The following is a 16,211-nucleotide window of genomic DNA, read 5'->3' as shown; positions in this document are numbered from 1 at the left end:
TCATTGGCGCCGCAGTTCCATGTTTGACCGCATAAGGGCGGGCAGCGCTTCTCCGCGCTGCCCGCCCTTGGTTCAGTCGGCGACAGCTGACTCAACGAAGTCCAGCGGACCTGCACCACTAAACGCCGAAGAGTTCGGTGACATGCCGCCAACGCACAACACGGACGTCCCTCCCGTTTTGAGAGACTGAGTACCAACCTGTACGCCATTGAAGGAGCCAAGTGGAGGTCTACTCGCTTCCCTACTCCGCCATCAACATGTGGTCGTCCGAAAATGCCGGTAAGTTCGATCTCGACGCCGAACTCGAGTTGTGGACTCGAGCCGGACACATCAAGATCAAGGTCGGTAAGAAGGCCGACATTCGGCGCCTCGACATGCTGATCGCCCATTCGGTCCTCGGTTCGCAGTAGCAACCACACTCCCGGCGTGCGCGACTTGCAGGTGTGCGGGAGCTGGGCAGTGCGGCGTACGAACGGCCCTAAGCCGCATAAGCGGTGCTGGCAGGGCCGTTCAAGCGGACAAGGGCCGCTCTCTTGCGTTGAGATGGCCGGGTTGCTGGTGGTCAGCTGGCAAGGCCGAGAAAGACCGCGAGCGACTGCTCGACGGCAACCATCGTCTCCGAATCGACGCGCCCCATCCTGCTGCCAACGTTTACGCGGCGCACAGTGGTGAGTTTGTCCACCATGATTTGGCTGACGTGGCTCAGTCCGTTGAGCGATCTGGGTTCAACCGTAATCCGGAGCAACGGGGCGTCTGTAAGGTGCGATGTCAGAGGCAGCAGAGTCACCGACTCGGATGCTTCAAAAAGATCGTCTTGGATGATGAGTGCGGGGCGAGGCTTCTGGGCATAGATCCCGCCGGAAACCGTCCACAACTCGCCGCGATTCACTCTGGCCAGTCTTCTGAGATCTGTTCTATGAATTCCTGGTCATCTGATCCGTGATCAGACGCGGCAACAGCCTTCGCTTGGCGTTTCGCCTCACGCTTGAACTCCAAAGACCGGGCATCCGGTACCCACATCTGTATCTGGCGGAAACCTCTCGCGCGCATGGCCAGCCGATGCCTGGCAACACGATCCCTGACGCTCATACCCACAACGTTACATGTAACGCCCAACCCTGTCAGTGGCTCATCAGGAAAGGTGCTGCTGACTTGGGCCCCGATGGGCGAGGCGACTGAGCGACTCGGCGATCTGCTTGATTGCGGCCAGGGTTTTCGGAATCCCGTCCAGCGCCTGTTGGGTGCGGTCGGCGATCTGGGCGTCGGCCGTGTCCCCGAATTTCTCCCTGAACATGGCGATTCCCTCGGGCAGGAACTCCCATGACTCGGTCAGTACGGTCCCGGATTCGGCCGGTGTCACCTTAAAGCTCCACCGGACGAACTTGCCGCCCACCACCCAGGCGAATTCGCGGCCGCGATCCGCGGCCACAACGAGGGACCGGGTCTCCCACGTGCGCCCCGGAACCTCGTTCCGGCCGGTGAACCAGGTGCCGACGGTGCCGGAACTGTCCTCGTCGTCCCACCAGCAGGCCTTGCAGACTGGACTCCATTCACCGGTGCGGGTGATGTCAGAGACAAGGTCGTAGAGCGCCTCGGCGGACGCGTTGACCGTGACGGATTCCTGGTGCTGGCGGGTGCTCTGAGTCATGGCTCCATCCTTGCAGACGCGACCGCAAGCCATTCCCGCGCCACCGTCCATACGGTCGGGTTCGTCGTCCGCGCGGCCAGGGGCCGCGCCAAGGCGCGCGGCGGACAAGCGTTCCCGCGAGGTACCAATTGCGGCCCCGACACCAGCTTTCCAGCCGTCGTCGGGGCCGCAGTGAGGGCGCGCGAGAACCTAGGGGTGCACCAGCACCTTCACCGCCGTGTCCTTGTGGTTGATGAGGGTGTCGAAGCCCTGCTCCACCAGGTCCTCCAGCGCAATCCGGCCGGTGATGAACGGTTTGAGGTCCACCTTGCCTTCCTCCACCATCTTGATCACAGCCGGGTGGTCCCGGACATAGGCGATGGTGCCGCGCAGGTCGATCTCCTTAAGCACCAGCTTCTGCATGTCGATGGTGGCCGGCGCACCCCAGATGGACACGTTGACCACAACGGCTCCAGGGCGGACGCCGTCGAGCATGGTGTCCAGCACCGCATTAACGCCGGCACATTCGAAGGCGACATCGGCACCAGTACCGCCGGTAAGCTCGCGTACCCGGTCCGGGACGTTCTCCTGGCTGGGGTCAAGCACGTGGTCCGCCACCCCGCTGGAGATGGCCTTTTCCTTCCGCGCCTGGGTCAGTTCGCTGATGATCGTGGTAACGCCCATACCCTTGAGGACGGCCGCCGTGAGCAGACCGATCGGACCCGAGCCGCCCACCAAGGCGACATCACCGGCCTTCGCGCCGCTGCGGGCCACCGCGTGGTGCGCCACGGACAAGGGCTCGATCAGGGCCGCCTCATCCAGCGGAATGGCGCCGATCGGATGCACCCACCGCTGGTCCACCACGATCTTTTCGCTGAGCCCGCCCCCGCCGCCGGAGAGCCCGATGAACCCCATCTGCCGGCACAGGTGGTAGTTGCCCGCCTGGCACATGTCGCAGTCGCCGTCCACGAAATACGGCTCGACGACGACGTTGTCCCCCTTCGCGAGGCCCTCCACCCCGTCGCCGACTTCGGACACAGTCCCGGAGAACTCGTGGCCCATGGTCACCGGTGACTCCTCGTGCGAGAGCGGGTGCGGATGCCCCGGTTCGGGGCAGAAGATTGGGCCTTCCAGGTATTCATGCAGGTCCGTGCCGCAGATACCGCACCACGCGACGTCGATCTTCACAGCCCCGGCGCGGAGCTCCGGCTCGGGGATGTCCTCGATCCTGATGTCTTTCCTGCCGTGAAAACGTGCTGCTTTCATGATGGTCCTCCTCGGTGAAGCGGATAAGAATCAGCGCGCGTGGTGCGTTGGCTGCAGTTCGTACACCGGCGTTTCCAGTCCTTCCATCCGGGCTTTGAGCTGCAGGGCCAGATAGGAGGAGTAGTGCCGGCTCTGGTGCAGGTTGCCGCCGTGGATCCAGAGGTTGGGTACGTTGGTGGGCTTGCACATGTTGCGCAGCTCCCCTTCCCAGGGGCCTGGGTCCTTCGGGGTGTCCGAGCCGTATCCCCAACACTTGCCCACGCTATCAGCCACCTCGGGAGAGACCAGGTCCGCCAGCCAGCCGTTCATGGAGCCGTAGCCCGTGGCGTAGACAATCAGGTCGGCCTCCAGTTCGGTCCCGTCGTTCAGGACCACGGCGTTGCCCGTGATCTTGGAAACCTCCCCCGAGCGAAGCTGCACCCGGCCGTCGATGATCAGCTGGGAGGCGCCGACGTCGATGTAGTAGCCGGAGCCGCGCCGCAGGTACTTTACGAACAGCCCGGAGCCGTCTACCCCGAAGTCCAGGTCAAACCCCGCGGCCTCCAGCTGGGAGTAGAACTCGGCATCCCGGGCAGCCATCTCCTGGTACACGGGCACCTGCGCCTCGGGCAGGATCCGCAGCGGCAGCGAGGCGAACAGCAGGTCGGCCTTCTCCGTGGTCACCCCGGCCGCCAAAGCCTTCTCCGAGTAGAGATCCCCCAGCGCCAGGTCCATCAGCGACTCGCTCCGGGCGATGTGGGTGGAGGAACGCTGCACCATGGTGACGTCAGCGCCGTGCTCCCAGAGGTCCGCGCAGATATCGTGCGCGGAGTTGTTCGAGCCGATCACCACGGCCTTCTTCCCGGTCCAGTCTCCGCCGCCCGGGTGCTGCGAGGAATGGCGCTGCTCCCCCAGGAAGGACCCCGCGCCGTCGAACGCTGGAATGTTCGGGTAGCCGGAGACGCCCAGGGCAAACACCAGCTGCTTGGGCCGCAGGGTCACCGGCGACCCATCGCGGACTACACGGACCACCCATTCCTGCGCGCCGTCGTCGTACGCCGCTCCCACGCACTCGGTGCCGCCCCAGTAGTTCAGCTCCATGACCCGGGTGTAATGCTCCAGCCAGTCGCCGATCTTGTCCTTGGCGGCGAAGACGGGCCAGTCGTCGGGGAACTTCAGGTAGGGCATGTGGTCGTACCAGACGGGGTCGTGCAGGTGCAGGGACTTGTAGCGGTTCCGCCAGGAGTCGCCCGGCTTCTCATTCTTCTCGATGACCAGGGTGGGGACGCCCAGGCGCCGCAGCCGGGCCGCGAGGCCGATGCCGCCCTGGCCGCCGCCGATGATGACTGTGTAGGGCTGTTCCTCGTAGCCGAGCCGCGCCTCGCGCTCCTCCTTCTGTTCCAGCCAGGAGCGGCGGCCCTTGATGATTTCGTGCGCCACGCTCTTCTCGCGGCGGGTCCCCTTCTTCTCCTCAAAGCCCTTCAGCTCCTGCATGGTGGTGAGCAGCGTCCAGCATTTGCCGTTCCGGAGCCGGACGTGGCCGTAGCCGCGGGCGGCGGCGGTTTCGAACGTGATCCAGGCTTCCGTGGTGCCGGCGTCGCCCGTGGCGTCCTCGGCGAGCGCCCAACCGGAAGGCTGCACGTGGTCCAGCGTGGCCTCGAGCATCTGCCGAATGTCGGCCTTGCCCTCGAGCGTTTTGAGGTTCCAGGTGAACGCCACGAAGTCGCGCCAGTAGCTGTCGTCCTCGAAAAGCTCCAGCGCGGCGTCCACGTCGCGCCGCTGCAGGGCGGTATCCAGTTCCGTCAGCCAGGCCTGCGCGGCTGCGGTGGGTGTATCGGTCATGTCCACTCCCTTGTGATGTTGCCAGGTGAGCCCCGCGCCGCCCCGAGTCCTGCGATAAGCTCAGTGGGCGTGAGCTGCATCACCATTGCAACGCAGTGGGGGTAACAACTGCGTTACACGGGCACTGCCGGCAAGGACGCCGCCGGTGAGGAGGACACTGTTTTGGACTACGGCCTGAGGTTTTCGGACCCGGCGAAGTATTCGCGTGCCCTGCGCCGCGCCCACGAACTGGTCATCTCCGGTGTCCCGCGCCCGGAGATCCCCACCGACCTGGCGGATTCGTGGCGCCGCTCCATGGCCTTGGGCATCAGCCCGGACCAGCACAGCCCGCGGCACCTGCACGACGTCTCCGACGTGCTGTTGCTGCGGCGGGAGCACCGGCTGCAGCAGGTCATGCCGGCGCTGAACGACCTGCTGGCCGACGATTCAAGCTCAGGCCGGCACCTCCTGGTGCTCACCGACGCCCGCGGCGAGATCCTCTGGCGGGTGGGCAGCCCGGAGGTGCTGCGGCGGGCGGACCGGCTGGAGTTCTCCGAAGGGGCCGACTGGTCCGAGGCCGGCATCGGCACCAACGCCATCAGCGAGGCGCTGGTCACCGGCCGGCCGGTGCAGCTGTTCTCCGCCGAGCACCTGGTCCGCACCCACCATGAGTGGGCCTGCACGGCGGCGCCCATCACGGACCCTTTGACGGGTAAGTTGCTGGGCGTGCTCGACGTCTCCGGACCGCTGGACACCATCAGCGCGGACACGCTGCGGATGGTGCGGTGCGCGGTCCGGGTCGCAGAGGCTCTTTTGGGAACGCCCGACGGCGGGACGTCCCTGGGTGCCCCACCTGTCCCGGGTGCGTCCCGGCAGGCCGCCCGCCGGCCGGGTCCTGCTGTTTCGTCCCTGGAGCTGCTAGGGGACAAACCTGCTGCGGTGTTCCGGGACGGCAGCCGGGTGCCGCTGACGCTGCGCCGGGCGGAAATCCTGGCGCTGCTGGATTCGCGTGCCCAGGGCTGGTCAGCCGAGGAACTCGCCTTCGAGCTGTACGGTGATGCGGGTACCACGGCGGCCATCCGGACGGAAATGTTCCGGGTCCGCTCCATGCTGGGCGATGCTGTGGAGTCGAACCCGTACCGGCTCGTCGCAGGTCTGACCGGTCGGTCGGATTCGGGGCGGGTGCTACGGCTTCTGCACGAGGGACGCGTGGCTGACGCGCTGCAGGCATACCGGGCTCCCCTACTCAGCCGATCGGGCGCCCTAGCCGTTCAGCTGCTCCGGGACCAGCTGGACCTGGCTCTCGGATCCGCAGTGCGGTCCAGCGGGGACGCGGGACTACTCATCCGCTGGCTGTCGACGGATATGGGCTCCGCGGATGTTGAGGCGGTCGAGGCACTGGGGCGCCTCGTGGGACGCGGGGATCCGCGGTATCTGGCGTTCCGGGTTTGTCCATGAATTGAGCCTTCTTCGCGAAAGTTCGCGCCCCGGTAAGTGCGGTTATTCTTAGGCCGCCCACAACACGCGGGCCGTCCCGGCTACAGCTGCACCACCGGTCTTGGGCACTTCGGACACGAAGATGGCCTTGGCTTTGACGTTTGGGCATTCCTTGCCGACGTGGTCGGCAGGTTTGTGACGATCCAGTTGCCGGAGTCCACGATGTCGCCGTGCAGGACGACGAACGCAATGGCGACCTAGCCGGTGGTTTCTCCAGTGGCGCCCACGATGCCGGCTTTCTCCACCCGCGGGGTGACTGACCCGGGAGATTCGGTTCCGCGGGGGTCCGGCATGGCCTTCCCGTCAATCCTCCCCCTGCGACCGATGTTCGGTACCCAATCGCTGTTGTCGGGGATGCCTGGTATCCTGGAAGCTCCGTTTGTTAGTTGATAGAGGATGCCTTGATACCGATTGTTGATTTGTTCGCTGGTCCGGGCGGCCTCAATGAGGGTTTTTGCAGTGCTCTCGATATCAACGGTAAGCGTGTCTTCGACAGCGTTGCCTCGTTCGAAATGGATGCTCTGGCGTGCAGGACGCTGAGACTTCGATCGACGTTTAGGGCACTCAGGGCGAATGGCGCAGACCTAGGTCCTTACTACAAATACATCTCCGGCCAAGCTACATGGAACGAGACGTTAAGCGGCAAATTCCGTGAGGCCTATGAATCTACAGCGGAGCACATCTTTCAGGTCGAGCTTGGTGAGGAACAGCGCAAGGAAGTTGATGCCACCATCTTGGAAAAGCTTGGCCGACACGAAAGTCGAGGGCACTGGATCCTAATTGGCGGGCCACCGTGCCAAGCCTATTCCTTGGCCGGGCGGTCCCGACGGACCAGTGATGAATACTTCGAAAGCGACCATAAGCACTTCCTGTACAAGGAATACCTCCACATTCTTGACGCGTTCCAACCGTCGATTTTCGTGATGGAGAACGTCAAGGGCCTATTGTCGTCGACGCATGGGGGCAAAGGCATGTTCCTCAGGATTTTGGACGATCTTCGGAAACTTCCTGGAGGCGTTCGTTACGAGATCCGTTCTCTGGTTGTTGACGTGGACCACGAAGACGTCCAACCCGAGGATTTCATTATTCGAGCCGAGGAACACGGGCTCCCACAGAAACGGCACCGAGTGATCCTGCTGGGCGTCAGGAGCGACCTCGCACATCGGATCCCCCGAAGGGTACTAGATCTATCCCCAGAACCGGTGACTGTCCGGGACGCCATCGGCGGCCTTCCAGCACGGGTTTCTGTTGCCTCTGGTCGTTTACCCAAACGGGCACTGAACTGGGAAGAAGAATTGTCAGTTGCCACTGCTGATGCTAAGTTGGCGGCCGATCCTAGGTCAGACATGGCGGATGTGGATAATCAAGCTGCGAAGGATCTTCGCGAGTGGCTGGAAGACGATAACATCACGGCCCCTGTCCATCACGTGCCCCGCTCCCACATGATTTCAGACTTGGTCCGATACCGAGTTATGGCTACCAAAGCACTGGAGCTCGGACGCAGTCCGAAATATGCGGATCTGCATGAGTCCTTGCAACCAGACCACAACAACATCGGTCAGGCAAATACGCCATTCACGGACCGGTTCAGGGTTCAAGTGTGGGATCAGCCATCAACGACCGTCGTTTCTCACATCTCGAAAGACGGTCATTACTACATCCATCCGGACCCTATTCAAGGGCGGAGCCTTACAGTTCGCGAGGCAGCTCGTTTGCAGACCTTCCCGGATAACTACTTCTTTGAGGGAGCGCGGACTCAGCAGTTCCATCAAGTCGGAAATGCTGTGCCCCCGCTTCTGGCGAGGAAGATCGCCGACAAGGTTGCACTGATGTTGGGGTCGCTCTTCGACGGCCCGGTGGGCTAACTCCAATTTTTGACGGCTGGCCGATACCTCTATAAAAGAGGCAACCAGCCGCCGCTATCCCGGACCGGAAATCAAGCTAGAACTGCGCTCACAGGGTGAACCCGTCAAATCCGGCGGTGTTAGCTCTCTCCACCAGCTGCAGGAGAACTTTCGATTGCGCTTCTGTTGGAATGCCAAGACGACGGCCGGTGCATACCCCGAGAATGGACGTTTCTTTCAGAGTGGCCACTCGTACAGTCGACAGGAAAGCCTCCAGTTCAAGCCATTGCCCTCGAGGTGTCTCAATGACACGTGTCTGGGCCTGGATGCCTGAGTCGATTTTTTGGTTAGATTTGGCCATACTCTGTCGCCGAATGACGGCTGCAGGGTCGGCGAGCCACGTCTTTGCGTCGTCAGGCAACCACGCCGGAATCCCACGGACTTGCGTCCAACAGTCCTCGCGCTTGGCCCATTCTGTAACGTTCTGAACTAGCCGACGATCTGCGATCAGCACACTTCGCACATCGCGCGCCAACTCCACGCAGTAATCCAGCAGGTTGGGGGAAACGGCTTGCTGATTCCATATCTTGGAAAAATCAAGAACGCTATTTCCAGCCCGAGTTTCAACGACGTTAGCTAACTTGGCAATCGTGTATGTCACGATATTTGCAAGATAGCCGGTTTCATCCTTGTACCAGTCGGCCTTCGAAACTTCTCTTCGAACAGAGTTGAATAGAATGTTTTTTGCTACTCCGTCTCGGAAGAACTCATCGTTGAAATCGTCGGGCGAATAATCCCATTTTTTTGAAATTGTCACGGCAAAGCTTAGAAAATTCTTCTGTGCACCTGAGCTGACAATATGGGGTTTCTGATCCCAAGACGACATGTACTTAGCCAAATCGGTCTTAGTGAACATCTGCGATTTAGGATTCTCCTGCTCAAACCGGAGAGCCTCTGACGGCATACGTCGCGTTTTCTCATTGGAGTACTGGCCTCGAATGCGCTCGTAGTACCACTTACTTTGAATCCGAGTTCCGGCAACTGCAGGGACCCGCAGCCGCCGCGAGAGGTCTTCGAGTCGCTGGTGGAAGGGGCTATTGGAGAAGAAATCGGCGGCGCTCACAGCGTTCTGGCTGTTGGCAAACCGGGAAATGTTAGGTACAAGTGTCTGCGCCCGATCTTCGTCAACCATCACCAGTTTCATCGGGACCACGACATTGGCTAAGGCTGCCTTAGCCTTCTGTTCCCGACCGACGTAAAACAGGCTTGCCGTGGTCTGTCCGCCGTTGACAATTTGAAGGTCCACAACGCTGAGGATTGACGAACGGTCACCTGACATCTCAACCTTCGTGGCTGTTGCCGTAATGCCATTGTTGTAGGCCATAAAGAGGTGCGGCGATGCATTCACGGTGTCACGGATACCCTTGTTGACCTTGCCACGATTGGAAAGGTAGGAACGGACGTTGCTTTCAAGCAGCCGGTTGCCGTGCCTTGAGTAGAGGTCTGCTAGTAAAGGTCCAGGAACGGCTGCCAGATACGTTGCGAAGTCCTCCGTGCCTGCAATCTCGAGGGCTGGAATGCCGTTCGGCGCCCACTCGGTGACATCAATCTCTAGGGCTTCACGTTGTTGTTTTGACTCGTGCAGTTGATGGAAGCGTTCGATGTCCCAGAAGGAGAAGTCGACAGGCACGCCGTTCAGTTCCTCGCTTGGCAAATCACGTAGCCTGTCACTAAGTTTGCCATCGGTGACCAAGTGGAGTCGGAACCTAGAAATGGACGTCCGTCGAAGACGGATATCGATAGCTGCTTGAACCGCGGGCGAGCTGGCTTCACGGTCAACTTCAAACTGCCCTGAAGTAGCTTCGTCAAGGAAATACTGGAGGGCCTTCAGTGCATTCTTGGCGTCGGTAGTCGTGACGGCGGAAATTTCGGGGGTTCCGTGGTGGATGCCCACGACGAGACTGGCCGTGTCGTCCGACGCTGACAGGTCATATCCTTGGATTCGAAGCTTGCGCTGTCTTTGGCCCGTCCCCTCGAACTGCAGAACTTGGATTTCCTCGAACTGGTCGGCTTCGCCCAAGATTTCCCCACAGCGGCGAATGAACGCGTCCACTGTGTAGTCACCGGACACACTCGCGTCGGTGGCCACGTCCTGTTGAAAGTCCACGTAGTACTCTTTGAGATCCATATGCTATTCCTCCCCCTCGGTAGCTGGTGTAAGCACCAGATCTCGGATACTTCGTTCGTATCCGCCAATTTCGCTTAGCAGTATCTTGTAGTTGACGCCGGTGGCTCCGTGCGGAACTATTTTGGCTGTAATACGTGGGAAATCGCCGGAAACTTCGAACAGCCGAACTGTCGTACAGGATAGATGGGTGTCCTCGTAGAACGCATCGCTTAAGTCGATTTCATGTTGCGCTAGGGCATCCTCGAACGACTCGGCTATTGAGGGCTGGCCCTGGAGTCGCAGACGGATTGAGGCCACCAATTCGGGCAGCGTCATCGACCCGTCGAACGATGTTTGATCATCGAGAACTGTTGCAATGGCCAGGTAGATGTCCTCGCCGTCGAGTTGGTACTCCGATGCGATGTCGACTGCGCGCGATGTTGGGCGGATGCTTTTTACCTCGACGGAGAATCCTGGAAATTGGAAGTCTTGGTCTGCCATGAAAGGACCCTCCCACGCGCTCACAGTGGCAGCATCTGACGCGATCGCCGAACATGTCACAAAGCCGACGTACAACTCAGCAAAGAGCCCGCGGAGTTCCGCCAAGGACATTCGGTTTGGAGCGGCGAAGAGTTTCTTCCACTCGGACACCGACTCCATGAATGCTAGGACGCCGCGCTCCTCCGATGAAGTGGCCTTCACTCGCGCATAAATGTGCTCTGCCAACTGCCGGAATACGGTCTCCGAATCCGGCACCGTGAGGGTTAACGAAAGGGTCCATTTCTCGTCCAGATCTCGTTGTCGTCGATGGACTCGGACGGCCGACGAGAGGGGCGGACTTCCAGGCTTGGCGGTCGCGACGTATCCAAAAGTTAGCCACCCGGTGGTTTCAACCCCATAAAAGAGCCGAAGCGGGAGGCCTGGATCGACCTCCCATGCCCCAATATGGGTGGACGACCGCCTAGTGTCCCAGTCCTTGGCGCTCCACGCTAAGCCGGGTTGGACAGGCCCCATCGTCACGCTGTCGCCCATGACTCGATGTTGAGGAAGCCGTAGCGTTGGGCAACCTTGTTCAAAAGGTATTTGCCCTTACCCGATTCATCCTTATTGCCTTGATCGGCCGGCTTGGGCAACGCGATCTTTAGAGCCACGATTGCTTCGAGCCCATCAATTGTTGCGGGGTCGCTCTTCTGAACACTCGTAGTCCATTTCTTGGTCTCGGGATCCTTTGTCCGGAAACGCTGGACTTGAGTGATTTGAGGAGCCAGCGCATAGACAAAGAGGATGGGATTCGCCAGGTGTTCGTAGAAGTGGTCCTCGGCAACTGCGGTCGATTTGTTAGCACGGCCATCGACAATAGTTTGAAGGGTCTCCGAGGGAATCATTGACTGCAGGTCGGTTCTACCTGCCAGCCGCGAGGACCTGTCTGAAACCAACCATTCCCCGGAATCGGCAGTATTGCGGCTTCCTTGGCGCCTGCAGTTAGACCCGGAGACGAAGGGCCGATGGGTAATTGTTCGCTGTGGCATTACGATGTCGACTGCCCCCAAGCTCAGATTTGGCACGGCCCCACGGGAGCGTTCACCTTCCACGAATACAACGTCCCAAGTCGAGAAGTTCGGATGAGTGGAGTTCTGAACCATGTTGACCAACACGCCATCGTTGAAATAGGCATCGGCTGCGCTGGGAAGGAAACTCGATAGCAATTGGGCGACATGGTCGCGGTCAACTCCGTTGTAGCGGGGCCACTTGTATGTTTCGGAGTCCAGAGGCACGCAGTCCGCAGCCAAAGCTTCCGAAAAGTTACGCACGGCTTCGAGATTTTTCTTTTGTTGGTCGATGTTATCCGTGAGCTTCGTGGTTTCGAGCCGCTGCCCCCGGAGGTCGACGGTCTTGGCGGCGGAGATCGCACTCCTCGACTTGTTACGGGCTGTGATCAGGAGTGCCTCGGGGCTTTCCCTGACCGCCAGTCCGAACTCTCGGGGTGTACGGCCCGAGGTCTTCATCAGCTTTAGTTCCCGGCGCAGTTCTTCGACCGCATCCCCGACGAATCTGTAGTTGTCTGCCGTTTCTGCAGAGATCCAAAGGCGGCACAGCTCTTCGTATCCGTCTCTGTAACCGAACCATCGAGCCATCTGCATCATAGTGTCCGCTGCGCGAACTGAACGGTGGAAGTAACTCACAACTAGGTTGTCTAGCGTCAGCCCGCGGCTTAGGAGGTCCCCACCAACAGCGATCTGCCGAGCCGGCACGTCAGGCTCAAACTCGACATCTACTCCGAGCCGGTCTGGATCTGAATTGTACACTTTCACGCGGATTAGACTGACCGACGAATGAAGGACCTCGGCAATTTGGTGCCACGTATAGCCACAACCGATGTACTCGTCCTGAAAGGTCTCATGCAGCGTCTCGATGACAGGGTTGGGTATCCCTCTCAAGTAGGTGGCTCCGTGAACCTCCAACGCGTCCTTCAGTATTGCGAGCTCCGTGGCAATCAGGTCGCCGACGAGGGCCTGAACATTCTTAAACCGCGAGACGTTGACGAGCATTGATCTCTTCAGCGACGCACTGCCATTGAGATCTAGGACCGCATTGGCTACCAAATACGAGCGTATCGCGGTGCTCAGGCTGCTTGGCAGTGATGTAACCACGTGCCCGTTCTTGTGATTGGTCGGAAGCCATAGTGGGGCGTCGTCGATATGACGCAGTATCGATTCGGTGGGCTCGTCAATAGTTCCGAAGACTCGCCTGATTCCGACATATGTAGATGGAGCTTCTAGCCCGTAAATGTAGTCGTCTGGGAAAAGGTCAGTGACCGTTTCGGCATCCTCCCCTTCATCTGGCTGGATCGTCATCTCGGCTTCATTGTCGATGAATATGTTTGCAAAGGGCGTAGCTGTGATGGCGAGATAGGACGAACGTTCAAAGCGATTCAGCAACGACCGAATCGCCTTGTTTATCGCTGTTGGATCGTCGCCTTCGTTGTTGGTATTGACCGAGGCGTAGTCCGATTCGTCGTCCAGAAGGAGCAGAGGGACGTCCACTTTGGCCTTGTCGGCGTCCAAATTACGGGCCCAGCCAGCCAATGCTTCCAATACAAATTTGTTCTTTTTTACAACAAAAACGAATGGCTCATTGGAGTTCTTGGAAACCGTTAAAGCGGTTCCCCGTTTCGTGGCTTGGAGAAAGTCCATCGCCATGGTCGTCATGCTTTGAGTGCTCAGGACCTTCTTGTCAATTAGACCCACGCCGATGGTCGACTTTAGTCCGGTAGAGGTAGATCCATTGAACGCTAGGACCTGCGTATCTCGGCCAAGGATTCCCTCGTCCACTCTCTCTTGAGTCTGGCGGCGGAGGTACTCTGTGTTGCCGGCCAAAATAACGACGAGCCTGTAGCCAGCGTCGGCTGCTTTGTTTATAAGGGCCAAGTAGTTTTGGGTCTTGCCGGATTGGACGTCACCGATCAGGAGGCCTCTCCGGGACCACGAGCCTTCTTGGAGAGGATTACCTGCAAGATCCAAGACTTCGTCCGTGAACTTGTCTAATTTGTTGAGAACGTCGGAGGAGCGCTTCTTCTTAGCAAGTAGCTTCCGATATGCCCGCCATCGAGTCCATACGATCGAAGGTCGCGCTTCGTCCAGCCACGGAACATGGTCTTCCTTGGTCACTATGGTGCCGAGCTCGATCGTGGCCATCAGTGACTTGATCAAACGTAAAGCTACGCCCTCGAGCTGGACGTCCGTAGCTCCTGGGACCTGCATTTTACCGAAGCTCACAACTGCTGACTGGATAGCCTGCTCTGTGATGCCTGGGCGAGGCTCCTGCGTTAGGGGGTCCACGTTCCAAGCATGGATTGCCTGCTCTACTCGGTCCAAAGATTCAGACAGGTCCTTAAGATCAGAGTTCATTTCGTGCAACCTTTCGAAGGAAACTCTCGGGGTCAGCGACCGAGCTAAACATGTCGGAGGCAGCAAAACTGGCTACAAATTCATCTGGGGTACCGCCCATCAGCGACACGCACTTCCATATCTTTGTGGCCTCAATAACAAGGTCCGCGTTCGCCAAAGACGAAGGGGCGTAAGTGAAGTCTTGACCCAGAAGGTTGTATGCATGATCGACGGGGAAACTTCGCTCAAGGAGGCCGAGGAGGGTCTGGAATGACGTGACGCCGCCCGGTCCTGCCGCGGCCGCCATGGCAGAAACAAGCGGATGCTTCCGATTGATCTCGTACCGGAAGGATCCATCCTGATCCACAATGTTCCAAGCCGGAACGACTGCACCAGTCGACGCAACTCGTCCGCGGTATTCGGCTACGCGGCGGCTTGGTGCGATCATCTTCTCGGATACGTTCTTGAGCCGTTCACGGATGACCGTGGGCGGTTCTGCTTGGGCCTTCTTGATATCGAGCGACCACAGGTGGTCCAACGTATTGGGAATATCGACGCGGACGCGGGCCAACTTGCCAAGTTCGTGCTTAGGCATGATGCGGAACCATGTTCCCCAGATCACTAGGCGTTTCTCGCGATAGATGTAAAAGCCTTGGCTGTCACGGAGAGACCCGCTCACTTGGGCTAGCTGGCGCTGCCTCTGTGTGAGTTTGTTCAGATGAGGGAGCGTGAAAGCCTGGAGGACTACCGACCCGCCGTCAACGGCGATCAGCTCCGTAGGGCCTACCTGGGTTGCCTTGTGGGTCGGCATCAGAGGGTCTGCGCCTTCGATGGGGCGCGCGTTCAGGGCTATTTGCAATGGCTCGCCGTGCTCGCCAGCTAGGAATCTGTGGAACACCAATGAAAGATGGTCCCGGAGCTCCACGAGGGCGCGGTTCAATCCGGTGTCGAGATTTCCATGGGTACTGTGCAAGATGTCAAGGTTTCGCCACAACACTAGCGTTCCGGAACCGTGCTCATTGAGTAGCTCAAATCCGGGGAGATCAACACATTCTTTTTCGTTTAGTTCAATCAAACTCCACGATTGGGTTCTTTGCAGATGGTCGAGGTCCCACTCATAGCCGCATAGGACACCATCACGTCGGGACACCAACGTCAGTCGCCTGCATTGGGACAGAGAGGCTGTCTTCAGTCCGAGTCCGAAGCGACCGAGATCGGTGGTCGATCGGGTCGAAACAGAACTAGTACCGGCCAGACGCATTGCGTGTTGGGCCTGCTCGCCTGTCATGCCGATGCCATCGTCGACAATGGCCAAGTAGTCTTCAGGATGACTGCCGGCCCGTATCTCGATGCTCGTGGATCCAGCCGTGATTGAGTTATCAATTATGTCGGCGACGGCTGTCGTAAGGGTGTATCCCACGGCACGCAAGGACTCCATCAAATGCGGGTCCGGCACCATCGTTATTTCCGAGCTCATTCATATCCCCATGTAAATTCATAGCGTATCCAAACAACGGTGTTAAGATCACACGGGCCCACCGGGCCGCTATGTCAACCAATACAGCCTTGCAGATGCCAGCGACAATAGGTGCCACTATCCGCTATTAGCTTGAAGGTTTCATAAAAAGTACTGCACATGCGGCACCAGCGCCACACACCGTCGTGGGCAGAGCCGTCACCGAGGGTTATTACGTGCCTAGGGACGCGGTGATTTGCTGCATGACGGTATTTGTTGGCGAGCCCGGAGGCGTCGCCGCAGTCTCCCCACATTCCGCTCCGCAGCATCGAGATTTTCTCCGAAGCCCACCAACTGGGCCCGCCCGTCATCCCGTAAACCATGAACATGGCGCGCCTGATGGGGCGTATATGCATGTCGATTCAAGTACTGAACAATCACATGTGATTGGAAGGTTGAACTACTTCGCGACGGGAATCGATCAAGTCAAGCCGACCACCCAAGTGGTGGATTCCAGTGCACCTCTAGACGATATGAGTGTGCGGGCGGGATGGTCTCTGGCGTAGGGACGGGACTGCTGAAGGTTTGATTGACACTTTGCCTGTGAGGATTTGATTCTTGCGGGTGGAAGGATGTTCATCATGCCCAAAGCCTTTCCCGAAGAGTT

At 59.3% G+C, this 16,211-nt stretch carries 11 protein-coding genes and 1 pseudogene; 3 read left to right on the top strand and 9 right to left on the bottom strand.

What is annotated here, in order from left to right; translation table 11 throughout:
• Positions 1–218 precede the first annotated feature (218 nt).
• Positions 219–410: pseudogene (locus tag PSET11_RS10325) on the top strand (PH domain-containing protein); the annotation flags it as partial.
• A 152-nt stretch (positions 411–562) separates the two neighbouring features.
• On the opposite strand, the gene PSET11_RS10320 reads toward PSET11_RS10325, so the two are convergent.
• The 5 genes from PSET11_RS10320 to PSET11_RS10300 all read right to left on the bottom strand — a co-directional run bounded on the left by PSET11_RS10320 (position 563) and on the right by PSET11_RS10300 (position 4,714).
• Positions 563–889, bottom strand: a complete 327-nt coding sequence (locus PSET11_RS10320; protein WP_124092022.1) for a type II toxin-antitoxin system PemK/MazF family toxin — start codon at positions 887–889, stop codon at positions 563–565.
• Positions 886–1,089: an antitoxin MazE family protein gene (locus PSET11_RS10315; protein WP_124092021.1), complete on the bottom strand. Its 204-nt coding sequence runs from the start codon at positions 1,087–1,089 to the stop codon at positions 886–888. The genes PSET11_RS10320 and PSET11_RS10315 overlap by 4 nt, the downstream gene beginning before the upstream one ends.
• Positions 1,090–1,132: 43 nt before the next feature.
• Complete coding sequence (locus PSET11_RS10310) at positions 1,133–1,648, bottom strand: SRPBCC family protein (protein WP_124092020.1); 516 nt, start codon at positions 1,646–1,648, stop codon at positions 1,133–1,135.
• 189 nt (positions 1,649–1,837) lie between these two features.
• The gene (locus tag PSET11_RS10305) at positions 1,838–2,893 is read right to left on the bottom strand and encodes a 2,3-butanediol dehydrogenase (RefSeq protein WP_124092019.1); all 1,056 of its coding nucleotides are present in this window, start codon (positions 2,891–2,893) and stop codon (positions 1,838–1,840) included.
• A 30-nt stretch (positions 2,894–2,923) separates the two neighbouring features.
• Positions 2,924–4,714 (bottom strand): NAD(P)/FAD-dependent oxidoreductase, encoded by a 1,791-nt coding sequence (locus PSET11_RS10300; RefSeq protein WP_124092018.1) that lies wholly within the window; start codon positions 4,712–4,714, stop codon positions 2,924–2,926.
• 162 nt (positions 4,715–4,876) lie between these two features.
• On the opposite strand from PSET11_RS10300, the gene PSET11_RS10295 reads away from it, so the two are divergent.
• Both PSET11_RS10295 and PSET11_RS10290 read left to right on the top strand, forming a co-directional pair.
• Positions 4,877–6,151 (top strand): GAF domain-containing protein, encoded by a 1,275-nt coding sequence (locus PSET11_RS10295; RefSeq protein ID WP_124092017.1) that lies wholly within the window; start codon positions 4,877–4,879, stop codon positions 6,149–6,151.
• 440 nt (positions 6,152–6,591) lie between these two features.
• A complete protein-coding gene (locus PSET11_RS10290) occupies positions 6,592–8,055 on the top strand; it encodes a DNA cytosine methyltransferase (protein WP_231686043.1) in 1,464 nt (487 codons plus the stop codon).
• Positions 8,056–8,143: 88 nt separating this feature from the next.
• Here the strand turns inward: PSET11_RS10290 and PSET11_RS10285 are convergent, their stop codons facing one another.
• From PSET11_RS10285 to PSET11_RS10270, 4 genes are read right to left on the bottom strand one after another with little or no spacing between them, the layout of a single operon-like run.
• Entirely contained in the window at positions 8,144–10,222 is a 2,079-nt protein-coding gene (locus tag PSET11_RS10285) for an AIPR family protein (RefSeq protein ID WP_124092016.1), read from the bottom strand.
• Between the two features lie 3 nt (positions 10,223–10,225).
• The gene (locus PSET11_RS10280; protein WP_124092015.1) at positions 10,226–11,233 is read right to left on the bottom strand and encodes a PD-(D/E)XK motif protein; all 1,008 of its coding nucleotides are present in this window, start codon (positions 11,231–11,233) and stop codon (positions 10,226–10,228) included.
• Positions 11,218–14,109, bottom strand: a complete 2,892-nt coding sequence (locus PSET11_RS10275; protein WP_124092014.1) for a Z1 domain-containing protein — start codon at positions 14,107–14,109, stop codon at positions 11,218–11,220. The genes PSET11_RS10280 and PSET11_RS10275 overlap by 16 nt, the downstream gene beginning before the upstream one ends.
• The gene (locus tag PSET11_RS10270) at positions 14,099–15,565 is read right to left on the bottom strand and encodes an ATP-binding protein (RefSeq protein ID WP_124092013.1); all 1,467 of its coding nucleotides are present in this window, start codon (positions 15,563–15,565) and stop codon (positions 14,099–14,101) included. The genes PSET11_RS10275 and PSET11_RS10270 overlap by 11 nt, the downstream gene beginning before the upstream one ends.
• Between the last annotated feature and the right edge of the window lie 646 nt (positions 15,566–16,211).

It is taken from the genome of Arthrobacter ulcerisalmonis (assembly GCF_900609065.1).
In the GTDB taxonomy this organism is placed as follows: domain Bacteria; phylum Actinomycetota; class Actinomycetes; order Actinomycetales; family Micrococcaceae; genus Arthrobacter; species Arthrobacter ulcerisalmonis.
The sequence above is the reverse complement of the archived record's forward strand: the minus strand, read 5'-3'. Positions and strand labels throughout refer to the sequence as shown.